Raw genomic sequence first — 22,841 nt, 5'->3', positions numbered from 1 at the left:
CGCCGTCGATGCGCGGCCAGTTGAACGGCGTGCTGTTCGTCGCGCTGTTCGCCGCCGCCGTCACGAGCCTGTCCCAGCTTCCCGCGATCGCGGGGCTCGGCCTGTCGCCGCTGATCGTCGGCATCGTGCTGCTCGATGTCGGCGGGCAGGCCGTCCACGTCGTCAACCAGAGCATGATTCTCGGCACGCGGCCCGACGCGCATGCGCGCCTCGTCGGCTGCTACATGCTGTTCTATTCGGCCGGCAGCGGGCTCGGCGCGATTGCGTCGACGATGATGTATGCGCGCGCCGGATGGACGGGCGTCTGCGTGCTCGGCGCGGTCGTGAGCGTGGCGGCGCTTGGCGTGTGGGCCGCCTCGCTCAGGCGCGCGTGACGCGTGGCGGCGCCGTGTAGCTGAGAGAGAAGAAGGCCGGCCCGCCCGCTACGGGCGGCCGGCACGCGAACCGGTCCTGCACGCACGCGCGCCGGTGCGGCTTTCGGTTCGGCACGCTGGTCGCGCGCCGCGGGCGCTCAACCTGCCGCCTGGATCGCCTCTTCGTACACGCCGGCCACGCGCCGCGCGATCACCGCGTTGTCGAAATGGTCACGTGCATAACGCTTGCACGCGGCTTCGTCGGGCAGCGTGATCGCGCCCGACAACGCGGCGCCGAGCCCTTCCGCGATCGCGTCCGCGCCCGTGGACGGCAGCACGAGATCGTCGGACAGCCCGGCCACCGCTTCCGGCAGCCCGCCCACCGGCGTGACCAGCACGGGCGTGCCGGACGCGAGCGATTCGACGGTGATCAGCCCGAAGCCTTCGAGCGCGACCGTCGGCACGACGCTGACCGTCGCCGCGCGGTACAGCGCCGCGAGATGGTTGTCGGGCACGAAGCCGAGCAGCTTCACGTTGTCCTGCAGCCCGGCGGCATCGATGCGCTGCTGCAATTCCTCACCGATCTTGCCCTTGCCGGCGATCAGCAGCAGCACGTCCGGGTGACGGTGCTTGAGGAGACCGATCGCGTCGATCAGGTCCTCCAGCCCCATGCGCCGCACGAGCCGGCGCACGGCCAGCACGATCGGCCGGTCCTGCGGCAGTTGCAGCTTGTGCCGCGCCTCGGCCGGCGTGAGCGGCGTGTCGAACTGCGCGGTATCGACGCAGCCGGGAATCACGCGCACGCGCGACGGATCGATCCCGTAGCGGTTCGTCAGGATCTGGCCGAACGCCTGCGACAGCACGATCAGCCGCGACGAACGCGTATAAACGGCCTGTTCGAGATAGCGCTTCGCGCGCTGGCCGAGCGACGCGGCGCCCTCGACCTGGCTTTCGTCGGCCCACGGCCCCTGGAAATGCGACACCTGCGGAATCCCGCGCGTGACGTCGAGGCCCGGGAACGTGTACAGCGCGAAGTGCGACGAGATCACGTCCGGCCGCTCGCTGCGGATCTCCTCGCGCAACGCGCGCCGCGCGGCGAGCATCCGGCGTGCGAGCGACTCCGATGCGGGGCCGAAGCCCTGGATCGCGCCGTCCGTGTCGTCGGCGACCTTCGGCGAGCCGGCGACGAGCCCGCGCACCTCCACGCCCGCGCCCGGCAGCGCGCCGACGAGCGAGTAGTACATCCGGTCGAGGCCGCCCGCGCGTTCGGGGAACCAGTGCATGCCGATTTGCAACGATTTGATCGGCCGGGAAGATTGGGACATCACGTTTGCTCCTGCGTGACTGCATGCTCGGCCCGCTCGAAGGCGGACGGCTGCGTGGGTTGGCCGATGCGCCGGTAAAGCGCGACATACTGGGCGCCCATGTGCGCCCAGCCGAAACGGGTCATCAGTTCGCGGGCGGCTTCGCCCATCGCGCGGCAGGTGTCGCGCGATGCCGCGAGCGAGCCGATCGCCTGCGCGAGCGCCGCCGGATCGTCCGGATCCTCCAGCACGATCCCGCATTCGCGCGTGATGATTTCCGCGCCGCCCGCCGTGCGCGCGGTGACGACCGGCAGCCCGGCCGCCATCGCCTCGAGCAGCGACAGGCTCATCGCTTCGTAGCGCGACGGGAACACGTACGCGTCGACCGAGCGCATCAGCGTCGGCATGTTTTTAACCAGGCCGAGGAAATGCACGCGCGAATCGATGCCGAGCGCGCGCGCCTCCTCCGGATACGGGCTGCCGGGCAGATAGCCGGCCACCGCCAGGTGCACGTTCGCCGGCAGCTTCGTCAGCGCCTTCAGCACGGTGCCGAGGTTCTTGCGCGGCGTGCGCAGGTCGCCGACGAACAGCAGCAGGAACGCATCGTCCGGCAGCTTGAATGCCGCGCGGTCGGCCTGCGCCCCCGCGAACGCTCCGGCGTCGACACCGTTGTAGATCACGCTGATCTTGCGGCTGTCGATGCCGAGCCCGGCGATCTCGTCGGCCACCTTCTGCGACACGGCCGTGATCGCGCGTGAACGCCGGTACGCCCAGCGCTCGAGCGTGGTGTTCACACGCGTATAGACGTACTGGTAAGCCGACCACAGCCCCTTCGTCGGCCCGAACGGATAGTACGGACTCTTGAACCAGCCGCCGTGCACGAAGTGCGCGGTATTCACGTCGGCCTTGATCCACGAGATGAAGCCGTTCACGTGCAGCACGTCGTACTCGCCGCGGTGCGATCGCAGCCAGGCCGCGCTCTTCAGTGCGAACACCTGCTGCTTCACGAGATTCGACGGCCAGAAGCCGCCGACCTTCACGGGCACCCAGCGCACGCGCGGGTCGGCCAGCAGTTCGGGCGCGACATGCGACGCGACCAGCGTGACCTCGTAGTTCTCGGCCAGCGCCGCGCGCGCGATTTCGTAATTGACGCGGCCCTGCCCGTCGTTATGTCGCACGACGTGCGTGACGATCGCGATTCTCAATGGTCGCCTCCCCGTAAACGCGCGGCGGCCAGCAGGCGTTGTGCCTTTTGCCAGTGCGCCGCGGAAAGTATCGAAAAAATGGCCGTGAACATCAGCAGGCCGCCCGTGCCGATCAGCGAGTTCGTGAACACGAGCATCGCGAAGGTCGACAGGCACAGGCTCAGGCACGCGCCGACGAACTTGTCCTTGCGCAGCTTGAACGCCGCGCGCAGCGTGCGGCCGAACAGCATCACGACACCCGAGAGGTACAGCAGCGTGCCGGGCCAGCCGAGCACGAACGGCACGTTCATCACGCCGCTGTCGAAGCTGCCGTACTTGCCGAGCTCGCCGCTGTCGCTCGACAGCTTCGTGGATGCCCCCGTCGCGCCCATCCCTTCGCCGGCGACGTCGGTGAACGCCGTCTGCGCGAAGGTGGCGTAGAACTTGTTGCGGTCGTCGTAGCTGCGGTCGTCCTTCAGGTTCGTGATCGACTGCAGGCGCGCGCCAAGCCGGTCGGCCACCGGCCCGACGGTCAGCAGCGGCACGCAGAGGCCGACCAGCACGACGCCGCTGATCAGGATCCGCATCCGCACGCGGTTGTTCGACTGCGCGAGCTGGATCGCGAGCGCGATCACCCAGCCGCCCCACGTCGAGCGCACGAGACACAGCGCGAACGACACGAAGCCGGCCGCCCCCGCGAACCAGCGGATCTTCTGCGGCGCGGCGAACACGAACACCAGCGCGCCCATGATCGCGAACGCGAACGGCCCCGACGAGTTCATCGTGCTGAACACGCGCACGCCGTACGGCACCGGTTCGCCCTGCGAGCCCATGTCGGAACCGATCATCCACAGCACGTCCCACTGCGGCATCACGAAGTACTGCACGATGCCGTACAGGCCCATCACGAGCATGCCCCACATGAACGTGGACAGCAGCACGTCGCGATACTCGGGGTAGTCGCGCGCGTTGACCATGATGTGAAAGCCGATCAGCACCGGGTACACCCAGTTCGCGAGGTCGTAGGTCGCGGCCATCACGCCGCTCGACACGATCCCGACGAGGTATGCGTACGCGAGCCCGAACAGCATCAGCAGGATCGGAATCCCGCGCCGCTGCGCGAGCACGCGGTAATGCCGGATCAGCCCGAGGCCGGCGATCATCGTCACCGCGAGCGGCGCGACCTGGATCAGGCTCGTCGGCGTGAACGCGCCCTTCGACCAGTCGGCGAGACGCCGCACTTCCGGGCTCAGGAACCACACCCACCACATGAAGCCGACGTAGCGCGCCGGACTCTTGAAATACAGCCAGAGGCCGACCGCGATGGCCAGCACCGGAAACGCGAGCGTCAGCACCTTGCCCTGGTGAATGGCGATCAGCGCGGCCGTGAACGTCCACAGCCCTGCCTGCCCGACCCAGTGCTTCGGCTCGGGAAGCCAGTTGCGTTTGCGCGACGGTGCGCGTTCGGCGGCAATCGTACTCATCGATCCGCTCTCACCGCGACGACGGGCGCGAATCCGCGAGCGGCATCGCGAGGCCCGCGGCGGCCGGCGTGCGGCGCCGGCGCAGCATGTCGCGCGTGATCCGCACGTGCTGCTCGGCGAACGCCTGCGTGGTCAGGTCACGGTCGCGCAGGCACGCGGCGGCGGCCTGCGCGCAGGCGAGCGCCGCGACCGGGTCGGCCACGAAGCGATCGGCGGCCTGGCGCATCGCCTGCGCGTCGAACGCCGGCACATAGGCGGCCGTATCGTGCGGGAAGTAGTCGCTGAGCCCGCCGACATCCGACACGATCATCGGCTTGCCGACGGCGGCGGCCTCGAGCATCACCGTGATGCCCGACGCATGGAAGTTCGGCCGCAGCGGCACGACGATTACGTCGGCCCACGCGTACAGCTCGTGCTGCTTCGCGAGCCCTGATGCCGAGCCGATCCTCACGTTCGGCGCATGCCACTCGCGCGGCACGCGGCGGCGCGTCGCGAGCCGCACGTCGTAGCGCTCGTCGCCGCCGAACGCGGCGAGGAACGTGCGCCAGTCGCGGTCGCGATCGTTGCCGATCGCCGCGATCCGCAGCGGCCGGTTCGGTTGCCATTGCCGCGGCTCGGTGATCGGGAAATCCTGCGTGTTCAGCCCGTAGTAGACGAACTCGGCGTCGCGGCCGAGATAGCGGCGGCACAGCTCGGCGTTGTCGCGCGCCAGCGTGGTCAGCGCGTCGGCGCGCGCGATCAGCTTGCGGTACAGCCAGCGGCGCGGGCCGCCGAAGCTGTTCCACTTGTCGAACAGCCACACGCTCTGCGCGAGCAGCAGCGGGCGCTTGCCCTGCGCGCCGGCCAGTTTCAGGATCAGCGCAGCGGCCAGATGCTCCTGTTCCGTGTGCGTCCAGATCACGTCGGTGTTCAGCAGCGCGGCGCGGTTGCGCCACGCATGTACGACGTCGAAGCCGAGCGCCGCCTTCAGCACGCGGCGCGCGAGGCTGGCGACACGGCTCTCGCCGCCGTCCTGCGAATAGGTCAGCCGGAATTCGTCGGATTCGGCATGGTGATAGCCGTACAGGCAGCCGATGTTCTCGCCTTTCCGGTAGGTACGCGGATCGGCGCCGTAAAACAGGTGAACGTGGACGTTCGTCGCAGCTTTCGTTGCAGTCATGCGAGCCCTCCGTGGGGGGCCGCGCGCGAGGCGCGCAGGCCGTTCAAGACGTCACCGGCGGCATCGCCGCACGATGGGGGGCAAGGTTCGCGCGGCGGGCGTCGCGCGCGCCGCGGCGCACCGCGCGCCAGTGCTCGCGGATCCGCTCGCGCTGCGCCGTATGCAGCGACAGCAGCACGTGCGCGAGGCCCGGGTAGACGCGCGTGCCGACCAGCGTCCACCACCACCACGCGATCTCGCGCCGGACCGGCGGCAGATGCTCGCGCAGGATCAGGTGCAGGTTGTACGCGCCGTTGCTGATCGCATTCAGCGACGCGGCATCGCGCCGGTCGTCGTCGAAGCGCTCGGCCGGGAAATGATCGACCGCGATCGCCGGGTCGTAGACGAGCTTCCAGCCGTCGCGCTGCACGTGCATGCTGAAACCCATGTCGTTGTGCACCTGCGCGCCGGCGCCGCGCAGCCGCGTGTCGAAGCGCAGCCGCTCGATCGCCGCGCGGCGGTAGCTCATGTTCGCGCCTTTCAGCATGTCGACTTCGCGCAGGCCGCCGACACCGAGATGATGGTTGCCGACGATCTTGCCGGACAGCGTGAGCTGGCCGACGAGCTGGCGCGATTCGTCGAGCACGCGGCCCTTCTCGTGCACCCAGTCGCGCCCGCCGACCGCGCCCACGCGCGGATCGGCCTCGAACACCGACTCGACGCGCGCGAGCCAGTCGGGGTGCGGCGCCGCGTCGTCGTCGGTGATCGCGACGATGTCGCCGTTCGCCGAGTCGAGCCCCTTGTTCAGCGCGGCGACCTGACCCGGCACCTCGACCGGCACGATGCGCAGCGGCAGCGCGCCGCCGACCGCCGGATCGGCGAGCCGTTCGTGCGTGGCGTCATCCTCCGGGCGCGCGACGACGATCACCTCGTCGGGCAGCCGATGTTGCCGCTGCAGCGCCAGCAGGCAGCGCGCGAGGTCGGCGGGCCGCCGATAGGTCGGAACGAGCACGGAAATTTTCATCGTTGATTCTCCTGTCGGCCGGGCAGGCAACACGCGCTGCCCGCCCGGTTACGTGCGATGCGGATCAGGCGCTCAGATATTCGTGCACGGCCGCATAGCCGCGGCCGTAGCCGCGCGCCTTCGGCGGCACGCCGTTGAAGATCCCGCCTTCCAGGTCGACGCCCGCGGTGCGCAGGCGCTTGATCGCGTCGGCGATCTCGCCTTCGGTATGCATGCCCGAGCGCAGCACGAGGAACGTCGAGCCGGCCATGCGGCCGATGATGGTCGCGTCGGTCACCGCCAGCACCGGCGGCGAGTCGATCAGCACGACGTCGTAGCGCTTGCCGAGCCCTTCGAGGTATTGCGGCAGGCGCGTCGACATCAGCAGCTCCGACGGGTTCGGCGGGCGCGTGCCGGCCGAGATGAACGACAGGCCCTGCACCGGCGTTTCGCGCACGGCGTCCTCGAGCGCCGACTGGTCGCTCAGCAGCTCGGACAGGCCCGGCTGCGACGTGAGGCCGAAGTAACGGTCGAGCAGGCCGCGACGCATGTCGGCGTCGATCAGCAGCACGCGCTTGCCCGAATGCGCGAGCAGCACCGCGAGGTTGACCGTCAGGAAGCTCTTGCCGATGCCCGGCGTCGGGCCCGTCAGCACGATCACGCGGTTCTTCGCATCCATCATCGCGAACTGCATCGCGGTGCGCAGGCTGCGCAGGCTCTCGACGCTGAGATCCTTCGGGCGCAGGCTCGCGAGGATCGGCCGGGTACGGCTGCCGCTCTTCTCGGCCTGCGCGTCGAGCTTCACCTGCTCGGCGCTTTGCGGCACCAGCCCGTACAGCGGCAGGTTGAACGCGCGCTCGATGCGGTCGGGATCCTCGATGCCCTGGAACAGGTTGCGGCGCAGGAACACGACGCCCGTGCCGAGGATCAGCCCGAGGAACACGGCGGCCGACAGGATCAGCACCTTCTTCGGCTTGACCGGATCGCCCGGACGCAGCGCCGAATCGATGAGGTGGATATTGCCGCCCGTGCCGGCCTTCTGCACCGACAGCTCCTGCACGCGGTTCAGCAGCAGCACGTAGATGTCCTCGGCCACCTTCGCGTCGCGCTGCAGCTGGACGGCCTTCACTTCGGTGGCCGGCAGGCTGCGGAAGCGGTTGCTGAACTTGTCCTTTTCGCCCTGCAGCTCCGCGAGCTGCTGCTTCGCGGCGATCACCATCGGGTGCGAATCGGTGAAGCGCTGCGCGAGCGACGCGAGCTGCAGGCGCTGCGCGGCGATCTGCTGCTCGTACTGCACGCTGCCCTCGAGGTAGACCTTCGCCTCGTCGCTCGCGTTGATCGAACCCGATGTGCGCTGGTACTGCGTCAGCGCGGCTTCCGCGCGTTCGAGGTCGGCCTTCAGGCGCGGCTCCTCGCCCTTCAGGAAGTCGAGCATCTTGGTCGCTTCGGCCTGCTTCGCGACCACGTGCTGGTTCAGGTACGACTGCGCGAGCGCGTTCGCGATCGCGGCGGTCTGGTCCGGGTCCTTGCCTTCGAGCGAGATCTGCACGACGCCCGTCTGCTTGCCCTGCTCGGTCACCTGGATGCCCGTCTGGAAGCCGCTGATCGCGACAAGATCGTTGTAGCGGACCACGGTGAACTGCGTGCCGGGGCGCGCGACGAGCTTCGACACGAGCAGCGTCACGCCGCCGCCCTGCGCCGATTCGCCGACATGGCCCGACAGCAGCCGCATGCCGTTCTCGTCGACGATCGAATAGGTGCCGTTCGGGCCGGCCGTCAGCGTCAGCTTCTTGCCTTCGAGCGCGGGCACGACGTTGATCGAATCGACGTCGGCCACTTCACCGCCCCATGCGTACGACTTCAGGCCGAGCCACGGCCGCGCCGGTTCGCCCGGCGTCGCGATGCGCGCGGCGAGGCTGCCGATCACCGGCAGCGTCTTCGGCGCGACCGAGAAATTCAGCTTGAACTGCTCCACCACCGGCGCGACCACGCCGCGGCTCTTGATGATCTCGATCTCCGCGTCGGTCGGCGCCTGCTGCGGGCCGCTGTTGATCATCGCGCCCGTCTGCGTCTGCGTGAGCGCCTGCGACGTGTTGTCGTTGCCCTCGACCCGCACGTGCACGTCGGCCTGGTAGACCGGCTTCGCGATGTAGCAGTAGAGGCCGGCGAGCGCGACGACCGTGACCGCGATGCCGAGCAGCAGCCAGATGTCGTCCATGATCACCTGGAGCAACTGGCCGAGGACGACGTCCTCTTCCTCGGTTTTCGCGGACAGATCCGCGTAGGAGTGTTTCGCTTGCGTGTTCACCATTCGTTCCCGCTTGAGTGGTGCCGGGGCGGAGGCGCCGCCCCGGCGGGCTATCAGCGCGTGATTTGCCGCATGTAGAAGATCGTCTGGATCGTCGGCAGCACCTGCTGCAGCACACGGTTGAACTGCACCGAGCTGGCCGTGCTGACGTAGACGACGTCGAGCGGTTGAAGCGGGAAGCGGCTCGACAGCATCAGCGCATCCGGCTGCGTCATGTCGAGGCGAAACACCTCAGGCTTCGTCGGGTTGTCGCGCATCCCGCGCATCACGTAGATCTTGCGCGGGTTCGCGTCGGTGTCGAGGATGCCGCCGCCCGCGGTCAGCGCGTCGGCGATGGTCAGGCGGCCCTTGAGCATCGGCACCGTGACCGGCGTCTTGACCTCGCCCATGATGAACACGCGGCTGTCGCTGCGATCCGGCACGTTGACGATGTCGCCCGGCTGCAGCATCACGTTCTGCTTCACCTCGCCGCGATCGAGCACGCCGTTCGCGTCGAGCGTGTAGAGCTTGCCGTCGCGCGTCAGGCGCACGCGCTGCAAGTCGGCCTCGTTGGTCGAGCCGCCGGAGCGCGAGATCGCGTCGACGAGCGTCAGCGGCACGTCGCTCACCGCGAGCGGGCCCGGCTGCTTCACCTCGCCCGTCACCTGCACCTTCTGGCTGCGGAACGACAGCACGCGCACGTCGAGCTGCGGATTCTTCACGTAGCGCGACAGCGTCGTGGCCATCTGCTCGCGGATCTGCGCGACCGTCTTGCCGGCCACCTTGATGCGGCCGACGAACGGGAAGAAGATCGTGCCGTCCGAGGCCACCGTCTGGCCGTACGGATCGGCCTGGCCCGGCAGCGCGGTCGTATACGGCTGCTGCAACGCACCCGCGACCGACTGCGTCGTGTTGCCGCCGCTCGAGAACGACTGGCCCTGCGGCGTCGTCAGCTCGGGGTGGTCCCACACGGTGACGCCGAGAATGTCCTGCGGGCCGACGCGGTACACGTACTCCGACGGATCGGTATAACGTCCGGGCGGCAGCGGATGGTCCACCTGCGCTTTCTGCAGCTGGTCCATCACCACTTTGGCGTCGATGTAATGAACCGGATAGGTTTCAGCCGCTTGCTGGCGGCCTTCGTCCTTCAGGTTCGACGAGTCGAGGTAGTTGCCGGGCGCGGTTGCACAGGCTGACAGGAAAGTCGTCAGCGCGACGGCAAGCGCCACCGGGCGCATCGGGCGTTTCAGCATAGTTTCTGTAGCCATCCTTGAACCAGACGTTCGATCAGTGAGTAGCTCTCGCGGTAATCGGCCTCGGGGCCGCCGTGCGGGTCGGCAATCTCGGCCCCTTCCCACTTGCCGAGCAGGTGGACCTTGCCGCGCGCGAACGGATCGACCGATTCGACGGCCTTGATCTGTCCGCGCTCGCTGACGAGAATCAGGTCGGCGTCGCGCACGATCCGGCGCGACAGCCGCCGCGAGCGATGGGTCGTCGCATCGACGCCCCGCTCGGCGAGCAGCTGACGCATCACCGGATCGATGCCGTCGCCGTCGTTCGCATGCACGCCCGCCGAGTGGAACGTCGGGCGCGGGCCGCCGCGCGACGCGGCGTGCGACTTGAACAGCAGTTCCGCTGCCGGGCTGCGGCAGACGTTCGCGTGGCAGACGATCAGGATGTTCCGGAACATGGCGTCTCGTAACGAGTGGCGGGAAACGGGTTACGCGCTCGCGGGCGCGGTGCCCGGCACACGGGCGGCGACGGCCTGGCGCGAGCCCGGCCGGCCGATCGGGTGGTATTCGATGCCCTGCTCGCTCATCGTCTCCGGCTCGTACAGGTTGCGGCCGTCGAAGATCACCGGCGCTTTCCACAAGCGGCCGAGCGCGACGAAATCGGGGCTCTTGAAGATCTTCCATTCGGTGACGATCACGAGCGCGTCGGCATCGCGCGCGGCCTGCGCCTCGTCGTCGACGAAGGAGAGGCGTTCGAGCCAGCTCGGGTGATCGGCGAGATCGAGCGCGATCACGCGGCGCGCTTCCTCCTGCGCGACCGGGTCGTACGCGGCGATGCGCGCCCCGCGCGACAGCAGCTCGGCGATCAGCTCGCGGCTCGGCGCTTCGCGCATGTCGTCGGTGTTCGGCTTGAACGCGAGGCCCCAGATGGCGAACGTGCGGCCGCTCAGGTCCTCGCCGAAGCGCGCGACGATCTTCTCGGCGAGCACGCGCTTTTGCGTGGCGTTGACCGACGACACCGCCTTCAGGATCTGCAGTGCCTGCCCGTGCTCGTCGGCGGTGCGGATCAGCGCCTCGACGTCCTTCGGGAAGCACGAGCCGCCGTAGCCGCAGCCGGCGTACAGGAAGTGGTAGCCGATGCGCGGATCGGAGCCGATCCCGCGGCGCACGGCCTCGATGTCCGCGCCGAAGCGGTCGGCGAGGTTCGCCAGCTCGTTCATGAACGAGATGCGGGTCGCGAGCATCGCGTTCGCCGCGTATTTCGTGAACTCGGCCGAGCGCACGTCCATGTACAGCGTGCGCTCGTGGTTGCGGTTGAACGGCGCGTAGAGCTTCTTCATCAGCTCGCGGGCGCGCTCGCCCGGCACGTCGTCGTCGCAGCCGATCACGATGCGGTCCGGCCGCGTGAAATCGTCCACCGCCGCGCCTTCCTTCAGGAATTCCGGATTCGACACGACCGAGAACATCTGGTCGCCGCCGCGCTTCGCGAGTTCTTCCGCCACCGCCGCGCGCACGCGCTCGGCCGTGCCGACCGGCACCGTCGACTTGTCGACGATCACCTTGAAGCCCGTCATGTAGCGGCCGATGTTGCGCGCGGCCGCGAGCACGTATTGCAGGTCGGCCGAGCCGTCTTCGTCGGGCGGCGTGCCGACCGCGATGAACTGCACGTCGCCGTGCGCGACCGCGGCCTCGATATCGGTCGAGAAGCGCAGGCGGCCCGCCGAGCGGTTGCGTGCGATCACTTCCTTGAGGCCCGGTTCGTGGATCGGCACGCCGCCGTTGTTCAGGATGTCGATCTTTGCCTGGTCGACGTCGAGACAGAACACGTCGTGCCCGATGTCGGCCAGACATGCGCCGGTGACCAGCCCTACGTAACCGCTGCCGATGATAGTCAGATTCATGATGTGTCGGACCTCTTGACCAATGATTCGAAATTCGTAAAACCGGAATGCCTGCGCGGCGCGATCTCGGTACCCGGTGCTCAGTACGCGTTGCTGCCGGTGAAGCCTTTCCAGAGCGTCAGCACGACGATCTTGATGTCGAGCCAGAACGACCAGTTCTGCATGTAGTACAGATCGAGCTTCACGCGTCCCATCATCTTCTCGATCTGGTCGGTCTCGCCGCGAAAGCCGTTGATCTGCGCCCACCCGGTGATGCCCGGCTTGATCCGGTAGCGGAACATGTAGCCCTTGACCAGATCCTTGTAGATGTCGTCGTGCGCGAGCGCATGCGGGCGCGGGCCGACGACCGACATCTCGCCCTTCAGCACGTTGATGAACTGCGGCAGCTCGTCGAGGCTCGTGCGGCGCAGGAACCGGCCGACCGGCGTCACGCGCGAATCGTTCTTCTTCGCCTGCGTGACCTGCCCCGCCACTTCCTGGTGCACCTTCATCGAGCGGAACTTGTAGATCTCGAACTCGTGCCCGTCGATGCCCTTGCGCTTCTGGCGGAAGAACACCGGCCCGCGCGACGTCAGCTTGATCAGGCACGCGATCAGCAGCATCACCGGCGCGAGGCCCGTGAGCGCCACCAGCGCGAACGCGCGGTCGAACACGAACTTCGGCAGGATCCGCACGTCGGTGATCGGCGACGCCGCGAGGTTGATCGCCGGCACGCCGAGCACCTCGACCACTTCCTGGTTGAAGAACGACAGCGTGCGCACGTCCGGGATGAAGCGGATATTCACGAAGTCGTGGCGGAACACCGTCACGATCTGGTGAATCCGGCGCTCCTCCGTGATCGGCAGCGTGAGCCACAGCTCGCTGATCGCGCGGCTGCGCACCAGCCACACCAGCGATTCGAACTGCCGCTCGATGCGCACGTCGTCGAGCGCGACGTCGCCCGGCGCTTCGTTTTCGTCGTACACGCACACCGGGTTGAAACCGGCTTCCGGCCGCGCCCGCATCTGGGCGATCAGCCGCCGCGCCGCCGGCGTCCCGCCGACGATCGCGACCGCCTTCAGGTTGTAGCCGCCGCGGCGCAGTTGCCGCAGCACGACGTGCACGCAGGCCTTCGAGCCGGCGAGCAGCGCCATCGTCACGAGCGCCCAGTACCCCAGCCACAGCCGCGACAGGTCGCCCGACTGGTGAAAGCTGAAGCTCAACAGGATGCCCGCGAGCTCGACCACCAGCCACGCGAACGCGACCCGCCCCACCAGCCCGACGAGACGCTTGCCGCGCCACGACTGGTAGATGCCGAACGCGGGAAAGCACACGACGACGAGCAGGCAATCGAACAGCATCATCGTGCGCTGCAGGTCGTTGAGCCAGATGCCGCCACCGTGCAGCGCGGCGGCGATCAGCGCCCCCGTCACGACCATCGCGATATCGATGACTCTCGCCAGCACGCTCAACATGTCTGCTTCCTCTTTGAACAGGCGTTTGCCGAACAGCTCCTTGTGCGACCCGTGCCGCACATTCGATTCAAACGTTGCATGACGCTATTGAAGCGGTAAGAAATTGTCGCCTCAAGCGTACAAGTATTTCGAAAAATAATCGGAAATTCTTGCCGGGATGTTTTTGAATTAATTCGGCAGGTTTTCCCGAAATTCCCGGAAATCGGGAATTTTTCAGAAGCTTTACGATTTCCGCTCACCCTTTGCGGGCGGTCAAGACCAGCCGATTCACCGATTTATTTTTTATTTTTTTATTTGCATCGGATGCCGGCGCGGAAAATTCTTCCCGATGAATGCGTGGCGAATATCCGGCAATGGATCCGGTTTTATTGTCGATTTACTTCATGCTACAACGACAGGCACTGACTTCAACCGTGGAGAGTGTCCTCATGAATGCTCCGGCCGTGGCTGCCGAAACGCGCCATTCTTCTTCCACCGCGCCCGCCGCCGGCACGCGCGTCGCCGTGCAGCCGGTGATTCTCGCCGGCGGGTCCGGCACGCGCCTGTGGCCGATGTCGCGCGAACGTTTTCCGAAACAGCTGATCGGCCTGCTTGGCGAACACTCGCTGCTGCAGTCGACCGCGCTGCGCCTCGACGGCCTGGCGGCCGACCATCCGCTGAACGACGACGTGCTGATCGTGTGCGGCGAGGATCACCGCTTCACCACCGCCGAACAGCTACGCCTGACCGGCAAATCCGCGTCGATCATGCTCGAGCCGATCGGTCGCGACACCGCGCCCGCGCTGACGCTCGCCGCGTTTCGGCTGGTCGCCGGCGGCAACGATGCGGTGATGACCGTGATGCCGGCCGACCATGCGGTCGCCGACCTGCCGCGCTTCCATGCGGCCGTCGCGGCCGGCGTGCACTGCGCGATGCAAGGCAAGATCGCGACGATGGGCATCGTGCCGCAGCACGCGGAAACCGGCTACGGCTACATCCGCGTCGGCGCGCCGCTCGGCGACGCCGCCACGGGCCCACTCGACGTGCGCCGCCTCGACCGTTTCGTCGAGAAACCGCATCTCGAACTCGCTCGGCAGTACGTCGCGTCGGGCGAATACTGGTGGAACAGCGGCATCTTCATCGTTCGCGCGTCGGTCTGGCTGAAGGCGATCCGCCAGCTCGAACCGGCGATCCATGCGGCCTGCGAACAGGCCGTCGCCCAGGGCAAGGCCGATGGCGATTTCTTCCGCATCGATCGCGAAGCGTTCGCCGCGTCGCCGTCGAACTCGATCGACTACGCGGTGATGGAGCCGCTCGCGAGCCTGCCGCAACTGTGCGAAAGCGTCGTCGTGCCGCTCGACGCGGGCTGGTCGGACGTCGGCTCGTGGGACGCGATCTGGCAGATCTCGCCGAAGGACGAGGCCGAGAACGTCGGCCGCGGCCACGTGCTGTTCGAAGGCGCGGAATCGACGTTCGCACATTCGGAAAGCCGGCTCGTCGCCTGCGTCGGCACGCAGAACCTCGTCGTCGTCGAAACGCCGGACGCCGTGCTCGTCGCGGACAAGTCGCGCGTGCAGGACGTGAAGAAAATCGTCGGGCGCATCAAGGCGCAACGCGGCGCGGAAGCGACCGACCACCGCAAGGTGCATCGCCCGTGGGGCCACTACGACTCGGTCGACATGGGCGAGCGCTTCCAGGTGAAACGCATCGTCGTGAAGCCGGGCGCGCAACTGTCGCTGCAGATGCACCACCATCGCGCCGAACACTGGATCGTCGTCTGCGGCACCGCGCGCATCACGCGCGGCGACGAAACGTTCCTGCTGTCCGAAAACGAATCGACGTACATCCCGCTCGGCGTGTCGCACCGTCTGGAGAACCCGGGCAAGATGCCGCTCGAGCTGATCGAAGTGCAATCGGGCGCGTATCTCGGCGAGGACGACATCGTCCGCTTCGACGATACCTACGGCCGCCAGTAACGCACGTGCGCAGGGAGGCGCCGCTTCGACAGCGGCGCCTCGGGCAAGGCAGGCATGGAAAGACGGGACTTCCGCGCGGGCGTCGTGGCACACGACGGCCCGCGCGTTTCACCCGCTCGGCGATCAGCCGACGCGGTACACGTACTCGCGGCGCTCCGGCTGCACCGGATCGTTGCGGCTTTCGGACAGCGCGCCCGCATGGCGCTCGGCGATGAAGCGCTGGATGTCCGACTCGGCACGCGCGAGCGCGGACAAGCCGGCCAGCACCTCGCCTTGCGGCTCGCGCGCCGGTTCGTCGCTCGCGCCATGGCGATCGATCCACTGGCGCGCCCAGTCGAGCGCGAACTGCTCGGCTTCCTCGGCATCGGTGAAGCGCGGGCCGATCAGGCCCGAGCGTTCGACGCGCCGGTCGTCCTGCGTGATCTCGGCCCACGCGCGATACATCAGGTTCTGCACCGGCTGCGCAATGCCGCAGATCGTATAGCCGCGATATCGGTCGACTTGCGGTTCGGCCGCGGCGAAGCTCGCCGACGACGCATGCGCATGGCGCAGCGTCGTCGGCGATGCACCGGGCACCGCGAACGACACGGCCGACGGATCGACGACTTCGTCGACCGGCCGCGCGCTCATCGACGCGCCCTCGCCCTCCCAAACGTTTGCCTGAGCGACCGGCAATTGCCACGACTCGGGGTTCTGCCAGAACACGCCGCGCAAGCGATCGTTGTCGGGCACGGGCTCGGCACGGCGCGCGGGCACGACCGGCACCGGCGGCGGCGGGATATACGCGAACGTGCGCCCGCTGAACTGGGTCAGCACGTCGATCATCTGCAGCAGCGTGCCGGACGCAAGCCACTCCTCGTAGCGGCGACGGCACGTCGGCCCGGACGGATAACGACCGGGCAGCTTCGACCAGGCTTCACCGGTCGTCAGGATCCAGAGCACCGCGTTGGCAACGACGCGTGGTTCGGCTCGTGGACGCCCACGGCGGTTCAGCCGGATGGGTTCATCGGCGATCAGCGTTGAAAGACGAAACCACTCTTCATCGGTAAGCTCATCGAAGAACATAGTAGATCTCTCCACGCAGCCAGGCCGGGGCTGCGATTGGCGGCGCCGTCGCGACACATCGCGTCGCGGGGCGGCCAGGTTGCACATTATGGTTATCCGCTGTTGTGCATGCCGGTGCGGCACCGCACTTTCACGGTGCCGAGATTCCCGGCAATGACGCACAAATCACGGTCTCACTCCAATGTGGGAATTTTTGTGCACGAAGCATACCATCCCTAGGGTTTATCTCAATATGACAATGACTTAATGTTACGCACTGAAACAACCTGCCATGGGTGCGTAATGTATTTACGCTTGAATTTTTTTGCACGATCTTTATGACCGTCGCTGCAAAGGCCCGTCTGGCGGGGCTCCGCAGCGTATGAAGAATACCTTTTGATGGGCATTTTCGGGCTGCCCCGCCCCCGGCCGGCAACAATCCCGCGCATTGCTTCCCAGTATCGGTAAATCAGGGAAAAAAGCGTAACAAGATATTCACGAATCGGTAAATCATTCAAATTCGGTCGATTTTAATTATCTCCGTGCACAATCTTTTTATTGTTTCTCTGCGAGTGATGAAAGCACGGTGACGTGTGATGCACATTTTTCGCCGCGCGCAAACTCGTGACGGCTGTTACATCTTCGGGGCGGCGGGTGGACGACCGCGCCGCATCGGGGCGCGGGAATTCCGTTTCGGGTCGGAACGGAAAAAGGGAAACCGGTGGCAGGCCGTGCCGGACGTTGCAGCGGACGCGTCAGCGCAGATCGACGGCCAGCGACGCGGTCACGTCCGCGTCCACGCGCTGCGGCGGCATCGTATAGGCCGGGTGGTCGCACCCGATCGACAGCGCCGCCCCGCCCCTGAGCGCCGCGCGCATCGGCGCGTCGAGCTCGAAGCGCACGAAGTGCACGGCCGACGTCTTCTCGGCGGTGTCACGGTCGAGATCCTCGTCGGCGATTGCGTAGACGCGCGGGTGCCCGTCGACCTGCAGGTACACGCGATCCTCGACCCCGATCAGCCGCGCGAGCGCCGCGCGCCGTTCGATCTCGTGCTCGTACTCGATCTGCATCGTCGCCTTCAGGTTCGTGCCGTCGGGCACGAGCGGCAGATACGCGTCCAGTTCCCCTTCGATGCCGGCCGGGTCGAAGATCTTCTCGATGTGCAGCATCTCCTGGATCTGGTAGCGGATCGTCGTCTCGTCCTCGAACAGGAAGCGCAGGTGGTTGCCGAGCGCCACCGCGCGGCGGCGCTTGTACGCGACGAGCCGCGCGTGTTCGGCCTTGCGGATCTTCGCGTACGCTTCGAGCGTCAGCAGGGAGTCGCGGGTCAACGTCATGGGAGGTCCTCGTGGGTCGGCCGGCGGCGGCTCAGATGCCGTACGCGCGGCGCAGCAGCGTAAGCGGATGCGCGAGCGGCGCGGCCGGCAGTCCCTTCTCGTCGATGCCCTGCACGATGTGATGGCCGGCCAGCGCGCAGTCCGACGACACGACATCCGGCTGCGGCTCGGCCATCGCCTTGAACACGGGCCCGCCGATCCGCATCGCGTCCGCGTGAAATGCCTTCTTCACGCCGAACGTGCCCGCATGGCCCGAGCAGCGTTCGACGACGTTCACGCGCGTATCGGGCACGAGCGACAGCGCGTCGGCCGTCTTGCGGCCGATGTTCTGCACGCGCGCATGGCATGGCACGTGATACGACACGGTGCCGAGGCCGGTCTTGAAATCGGTCTTCAGCAGTCCGTCGCGATGCCGCGCGATCACGTATTCGAACGGATCCCAGAATGCGTCGGCCACCGCGCGCACCGCTTCGTCGCCGGGGAACATCAGCGGCAGCTCGCTCTTGTACATCAGCACGCAGCTCGGGATCGCGCCGATCAGCGCATAGCCTTCGCGCGCGTAGCGTTCGAGCACGGGCAGGTTCACGTCCTTCTTCGCGGCCACGCCGGCGAGATTGCCCTGCTCGAGCAGCGGCATCCCGCAGCAGGCTTCGCGCGTGACGAGTTCGTACGGGATGTCGTTGTGCGCGAGGATCGCGAGCAGGTCGTGGCCGATGCCGGGCTCGTTGAAATTCACGTAGCAGGTTGCATAGATCGCGACCTTGCCGGGCGTGCGTTCGCCGTCGCGCACCGGCAAGCCGTCCGAGGGCCGTGCCGCGCGCCGGAACTTGCGCGGCGCGAATTCCGGCAGCCACGCGTGGCGATCGACGCCGAGCGTCGCCTCGAGCGCATGGCGCGCGGGCGCCGTGCGGTTCACCGCGTTCACCGCCTGCGTGACGATCGGAATGCCGGCGAAGTGACCCAGCGCGTCGGTGTTCGACAGCACCTTGTCGCGCAGCGTCGCTTCGCCGCGCTTGTAGCGCGCGGCCTTGCCGCGCAGCATCAGGTGCGGAAAGTCGACGTTCCATGCATGCGGCGGCACGTACGGGCATTTCGTCATGTAGCAGAGGTCGCACAGGTAGCACTGGTCGACGACCTTGCCGAACGCGGCCTTCGGCACCTCCTCGATATCGCCCATCGGCGTGTCGTCGACCAGATCGAACAGCGTCGGAAACGCGCCGCACAACGACACGCAGCGCCGGCATCCGGCGCAGATGTCGAACACGCGCGTCATTTCCGCATCGATCGCGGCCTGGTCGTAGAACGCATCGGACTGCCAGTCGAGCGGATGCCGGGTCGGGGCTTCGAGACTGCCTTCCTTATGGGGCATGGGGCGCTCCATCCAGCGTGGCGCGCATGCGCGCCAGCGCCGCCCGCGCGATGCGGGCAGCGATGAACGAACAGCCGGCCGCTTGCCGGTCGCACGGCCTGCCGCGCGGCCCGCGGCGGCCCGTCAGTCGACGAGACTGTCCAGCGCCTTCGTGTAGCGGTTCGCGTGGCTGCGTTCAGCCTTCGCGAGCGTCTCGAACCAGTTCGCGATTTCGTCGAAGCCTTCCTCGCGCGCCGCCTTCGCCATGCCCGGATACATGTCGGTGTATTCGTGCGTTTCGCCGGCGATCGCCGATTCGAGATTCTGCCGCGACGAACCGAACGGCAAGCCCGTGGCCGGATCGCCGACGGCCTCCAGGTATTCGAGATGGCCGTGCGCATGGCCGGTTTCGCCTTCGGCGGTCGAGCGGAACAGCGCGGCGACGTCGTTCTGGCCTTCGACGTCAGCCTTCGAAGCGAAATACAGATAACGCCGGTTCGCCTGCGATTCGCCCGCGAATGCGGCCTTCAGGTTCTCTTCGGTTTTGCTGCCCTTGAGTTGAGCCATTTGCGCCTCCGTTCGAGTCGGCGCGGCCGCGTGCTGAGCCGGGTCGATCAGGTATGTGGGGAGCGATGCGCTTGCCGGGGGCGCACGCATCGTGCTCTTCAATCTAGGCGCTGGCGTACGCATCCCCCAATAGGCTTTTTCAATCCGGGCGATAGTGCTTGGCGGGGCGGCGCGCCGGGGGATGCGCTCGGGTGCTCGGTACTCGGCATTCGCGCGTGCCGCGTGCGTCACGCGTCCGTCGCGCGCCTGAGCAGCAGCTCGCGTTCGCGCTCGTTGCGCGTCAGTTCCGCCGCGCGGCGGAATTCGGCCTTCGCCTCGTCGGCGCGGCCCAGCTTCGCCAGCAGGTCGCCGCGCACGCTCGGCAGCCAGTGATAACGCGCGAGCGCGGGATCGTCGCGCAGCGCGTCGACGAGTTCGAGCGCCGCGGCAGGCCCGAACGCCATCCCGACGGCCACCGCACGATTCAGTTCGACGACGGGCGACGGTGCGACTTCGGCGAGCGCGTCATACAGCGCGACGATCTGCGCCCAGTCCGTATCCGACGCCTGCCGCGCACGCGCATGGCAAGCCGCCAGCGCGGCCTGCAGCGCATACGGCCCGCGTACGCCGCCGAGCTTCGTCGCGTGTTCGAGCGCCGCGAGGCCGCGCCGGATCAGCAGCGGATCCCAGCGGCTGCGATCCTGGTCGAGCAGCAGCACCGGCCGGCCCTGCGCGTCGGTACGCGCATGCATGCGCGACGCCTGCAGCTCCATCAGTGCGACGAGCCCGAGCACCTCGCTCTCGTCCGGCGCCAGCCCGGCCAGCACGCGGCCGAGCCGCAACGCCTCGTCGCACAGCGCCGGGCGCGTCCAGTCGTCGCCGGAGGTCGCCGCATGGCCTTCGTTGAACACGAGATAGATCACTTCGAGCACCGACGCGAGCCGCGCGGGCCGCGCGTCGGCCGCCGGCACCTCGAACGGCACGTGCGCCGCCGCGAGCGTGCGCTTGGCGCGCACGATCCGCTGCGCGATCGTCGGCTCGGGCGTCAGGAATGCGCGCGCGATCTCGCCCGTCGTCAGCCCGCCGAGCAGCCGCAGCGTGAGTGCCACGCGCGCATCGGTCGACAGCACCGGATGGCACGACGTGAAGATCAGCCGCAGGAGGTCGTCGCCGATGTCGTCGTCGCTCGCGTCGGCAAGCGCCTCCGCGATGTCGGGGACGACATGCGCTTCGAGCGCGTCCATCTCGTGGCCGAGCTGGTCGCGCTTCGCCGCGTGGAGCGACTCCTGCCGGACACGATCGAGCGCGCGACGCTTCACGGCCGTCATCAGCCATGCGGCCGGATTGTCGGGCACGCCGTCGACGGGCCAGTGCTCGAGCGCCGCGACGAGCGTGTCCTGCGCCAGTTCCTCGGCCACGCCGACGTCGCGCACCACGCGCGCCGCGCGCGCGATGATCTTGGGCGCCTCGATCCGCCAGACCGCTTCGATCGCACGGTGAGTCGCCTCACGCGTCACGACGCCTGCCCCTCGGCGGACGCATCCAGCGGCATGGCCATCAGCTCCCATGCATGGCCGTCCGGATCGTCGAACCCGTGGCCGTACATGTTCGGGTACTCGCGCGGCGCCTGCGGCGCGGACCCGCCCGCCGCCAGCGCCTTCGCGACGATCGCGTCGACCTCGGCGCGGCTGTCGCACGACAGGCACGACAGGACCTGCACCTGCGTCGCCGGATCGATGATGGTCTTGCCGGTGAACGTCTGGAAGAACGGCCGCACGAGCAGCATCGCGAAGATCGTGTCGCTGATCTTGATGCAGGCGGCCTGGTCGTTGGTATAGGCCGGTACGACCTCGTAGCCGAGCGACTGGTAGAACGCCTTCGAGCGCGGCAGGTCGGCCACCGGCAGGTTGATGAAGACCATCTTGTGCATGTCGGGTACTCCCGGTGAGGGTGGATTCAGGTGGGCAATCAATCAGGCGCCGGTGCGGCCGACGTGGAGTTCGCGGAACCGCTCGACCGCATCGCTCGGCGTGAGGTCGTCGAGCTCGAACAGCGGCCGCACCTCGATCTCGCAATCCATCTCGGCGCCGAACGGTGCGGGGAACCGGCGCGTCCATTCGAGCGCTTCGTCGCGCGAACGCACCTGGATCAGCGTATAGCCGGCAATCAGTTCCTTCGTTTCGGCGAACGGGCCGTCGACCACGGTGCCCTTGCCGCCCGTGTAGCGCACGCGCCAGCCACGCGCGCTCGGCCGCAGCCCGTTCGCGTCGAGCAGCACGCCGGCCCTGGCCAGTTCCTCGTGATAGACGGTCATGGCCTCGACCAGCCGGTTGTCCGGCAACGCGTCGGATTCGCTGACGGCGTTCGCCCGGATCATGATCATGAATCGCATCGTTCACTCCTTGTCGTCGGTGGAAGGCAGCGCCCATTCATCGGCGCCTTATCCGGACGACGGCCGGAAGACGGCCGGATCGACATACTCCGCGACATGTCAGGGTAAATACCGAGTCGCGGCCTTCACAGGAAGCACGGGCCGACCGCCCGCACCTCGACCGTGCACCATTGCGCGGCCGGGCACTGGCGCGCGATCTCGATCGCTTCCTCGCGCGTGTCGACGTCGACGAGAAAGAAGCCGCCGACCATCTCCTTCGCTTCCGCGAACGGGCCGTCGAGCAGGCGCGTCTCGCCGTCGCGCACCTGCACGCGTGTCCCGCGCTCGGCGCGCTCCAGCGACTCGACGCCGCGCAGCACGCCGCGCGCCTTCAGCGTCTCGGCGAAATCGACCATCCGCGCGTACAGCGCCTGACCTTCGTCGAGTGTGCGTTCGGCGCGCTGCTCGGTCGGCTCGACTATCAACAGCATGTAAGACATGGATTTCTCCTGTGGGAACGGGGCGCGGCAGCGTTCGCTGCGCGATCGGGATGCGCCGGCCGATGCAAAAGCGTAGCAGCCGCCGTGCGGCTTGCATCGTCGGCCGATCGGCAACTGGCCGGACGGCCAATTCAGCCGCTTCCTGACATTTTGCCGTCAAGATGCCTTCCCGAACCGTCGGATTGTCTTCCTGTGGACCGCCCCATGTCACGCCTGCCTGTGCCGCTTGCCGTTGCCCCTTTCATCCCCCTCGCAGATCCGAAGAGCGTCGTGTCGGGTAAGAGTGTTCGCCTAGGTGTATATATCGTCGTGCGGCGCGGCCTTCACAAATAAACTTCTTTCAGTAGTCATACCAGCCACATCTTGTTACGTGGTTGAAGAGATATTACGTTCCACCATC

General features: G+C 67.4%; 19 protein-coding genes and 1 pseudogene. 2 read left to right on the top strand and 18 right to left on the bottom strand.

From position 1 onward, the window contains the following. A pseudogene (locus tag G3N96_RS30485) lies at positions 1-374 on the top strand (MFS transporter); the annotation flags it as partial. Positions 375-511: 137 nt separating this feature from the next. On the opposite strand, the gene G3N96_RS30480 reads toward G3N96_RS30485, so the two are convergent. The 10 genes from G3N96_RS30480 to G3N96_RS30435 form a co-directional block, all read right to left on the bottom strand. Next, the gene (locus G3N96_RS30480) at positions 512-1,678 is read right to left on the bottom strand and encodes a glycosyltransferase family 4 protein (protein ID WP_046549987.1); all 1,167 of its coding nucleotides are present in this window, start codon (positions 1,676-1,678) and stop codon (positions 512-514) included. Further along, positions 1,678-2,862: a glycosyltransferase family 4 protein gene (locus G3N96_RS30475; RefSeq protein ID WP_206139498.1), complete on the bottom strand. Its 1,185-nt coding sequence runs from the start codon at positions 2,860-2,862 to the stop codon at positions 1,678-1,680. Before G3N96_RS30475 ends, G3N96_RS30480 begins: the two co-directional genes overlap by 1 nt. Next, positions 2,859-4,325 (bottom strand): glucose-6-phosphate isomerase, encoded by a 1,467-nt coding sequence (locus G3N96_RS30470; protein ID WP_206139497.1) that lies wholly within the window; start codon positions 4,323-4,325, stop codon positions 2,859-2,861. The genes G3N96_RS30475 and G3N96_RS30470 overlap by 4 nt, the downstream gene beginning before the upstream one ends. 10 nt (positions 4,326-4,335) lie before the next feature. After that, the gene (locus G3N96_RS30465; protein ID WP_206139496.1) at positions 4,336-5,484 is read right to left on the bottom strand and encodes a glycosyltransferase family 4 protein; all 1,149 of its coding nucleotides are present in this window, start codon (positions 5,482-5,484) and stop codon (positions 4,336-4,338) included. 43 nt (positions 5,485-5,527) lie between these two features. Further along, positions 5,528-6,487, bottom strand: coding sequence for a glycosyltransferase family 2 protein (locus G3N96_RS30460; RefSeq protein ID WP_206139495.1), 960 nt, complete (start codon positions 6,485-6,487; stop codon positions 5,528-5,530). Positions 6,488-6,551: 64 nt separating this feature from the next. After that, entirely contained in the window at positions 6,552-8,777 is a 2,226-nt protein-coding gene (locus G3N96_RS30455; RefSeq protein WP_206139494.1) for a polysaccharide biosynthesis tyrosine autokinase, read from the bottom strand. Positions 8,778-8,827: 50 nt separating this feature from the next. Continuing rightward, positions 8,828-10,006, bottom strand: a complete 1,179-nt coding sequence (locus G3N96_RS30450) for a polysaccharide biosynthesis/export family protein (protein WP_124576434.1) — start codon at positions 10,004-10,006, stop codon at positions 8,828-8,830. Then, positions 10,000-10,443 (bottom strand): low molecular weight protein-tyrosine-phosphatase, encoded by a 444-nt coding sequence (locus tag G3N96_RS30445; RefSeq protein WP_089428042.1) that lies wholly within the window; start codon positions 10,441-10,443, stop codon positions 10,000-10,002. The genes G3N96_RS30450 and G3N96_RS30445 overlap by 7 nt, the downstream gene beginning before the upstream one ends. 30 nt (positions 10,444-10,473) lie before the next feature. After that, a complete protein-coding gene (locus G3N96_RS30440; protein WP_206139493.1) occupies positions 10,474-11,886 on the bottom strand; it encodes a UDP-glucose/GDP-mannose dehydrogenase family protein in 1,413 nt (470 codons plus the stop codon). Positions 11,887-11,966: 80 nt separating this feature from the next. Further along, on the bottom strand, positions 11,967-13,340 hold the full coding sequence (locus tag G3N96_RS30435) for an undecaprenyl-phosphate glucose phosphotransferase (RefSeq protein WP_206139492.1): 1,374 nt from the start codon (positions 13,338-13,340) through the stop codon (positions 11,967-11,969). A gap of 428 nt (positions 13,341-13,768) precedes the next feature. On the opposite strand from G3N96_RS30435, the gene G3N96_RS30430 reads away from it, so the two are divergent. Beyond that, positions 13,769-15,295, top strand: coding sequence for a mannose-1-phosphate guanylyltransferase/mannose-6-phosphate isomerase (locus G3N96_RS30430; RefSeq protein ID WP_206139491.1), 1,527 nt, complete (start codon positions 13,769-13,771; stop codon positions 15,293-15,295). Positions 15,296-15,418: 123 nt separating this feature from the next. Here G3N96_RS30430 and G3N96_RS30425 read toward each other — a convergent pair whose 3' ends face one another. The 8 genes from G3N96_RS30425 to G3N96_RS30390 all read right to left on the bottom strand — a co-directional run bounded on the left by G3N96_RS30425 (position 15,419) and on the right by G3N96_RS30390 (position 22,441). Then, entirely contained in the window at positions 15,419-16,360 is a 942-nt protein-coding gene (locus tag G3N96_RS30425) for a transposase (protein WP_206139490.1), read from the bottom strand. A gap of 734 nt (positions 16,361-17,094) precedes the next feature. Then, positions 17,095-17,676, bottom strand: coding sequence for a DUF3501 family protein (locus tag G3N96_RS30420; protein ID WP_206139489.1), 582 nt, complete (start codon positions 17,674-17,676; stop codon positions 17,095-17,097). A gap of 31 nt (positions 17,677-17,707) precedes the next feature. Further along, positions 17,708-19,045, bottom strand: coding sequence for a heterodisulfide reductase-related iron-sulfur binding cluster (locus G3N96_RS30415; RefSeq protein WP_206139488.1), 1,338 nt, complete (start codon positions 19,043-19,045; stop codon positions 17,708-17,710). Between the two features lie 123 nt (positions 19,046-19,168). Next, the gene (locus G3N96_RS30410) at positions 19,169-19,591 is read right to left on the bottom strand and encodes a rubrerythrin family protein (RefSeq protein ID WP_089428047.1); all 423 of its coding nucleotides are present in this window, start codon (positions 19,589-19,591) and stop codon (positions 19,169-19,171) included. A gap of 227 nt (positions 19,592-19,818) precedes the next feature. Next, positions 19,819-21,087: an RNA polymerase sigma factor gene (locus tag G3N96_RS30405; protein WP_124576273.1), complete on the bottom strand. Its 1,269-nt coding sequence runs from the start codon at positions 21,085-21,087 to the stop codon at positions 19,819-19,821. Then, positions 21,084-21,500, bottom strand: coding sequence for a glyoxalase/bleomycin resistance/extradiol dioxygenase family protein (locus G3N96_RS30400; protein ID WP_206139487.1), 417 nt, complete (start codon positions 21,498-21,500; stop codon positions 21,084-21,086). The genes G3N96_RS30405 and G3N96_RS30400 overlap by 4 nt, the downstream gene beginning before the upstream one ends. A 42-nt stretch (positions 21,501-21,542) precedes the next feature. Further along, on the bottom strand, positions 21,543-21,962 hold the full coding sequence (locus G3N96_RS30395; protein WP_057924075.1) for a YciI family protein: 420 nt from the start codon (positions 21,960-21,962) through the stop codon (positions 21,543-21,545). A 125-nt stretch (positions 21,963-22,087) separates the two neighbouring features. Then, positions 22,088-22,441, bottom strand: a complete 354-nt coding sequence (locus G3N96_RS30390) for a YciI family protein (RefSeq protein ID WP_089443035.1) — start codon at positions 22,439-22,441, stop codon at positions 22,088-22,090. Positions 22,442-22,841 lie beyond the last annotated feature (400 nt).

The organism is Burkholderia sp. Se-20373, from assembly GCF_017104705.1.
Lineage (GTDB): Bacteria > Pseudomonadota > Gammaproteobacteria > Burkholderiales > Burkholderiaceae > Burkholderia.
This window is presented reverse-complemented; position numbering and strand designations above follow the sequence as displayed.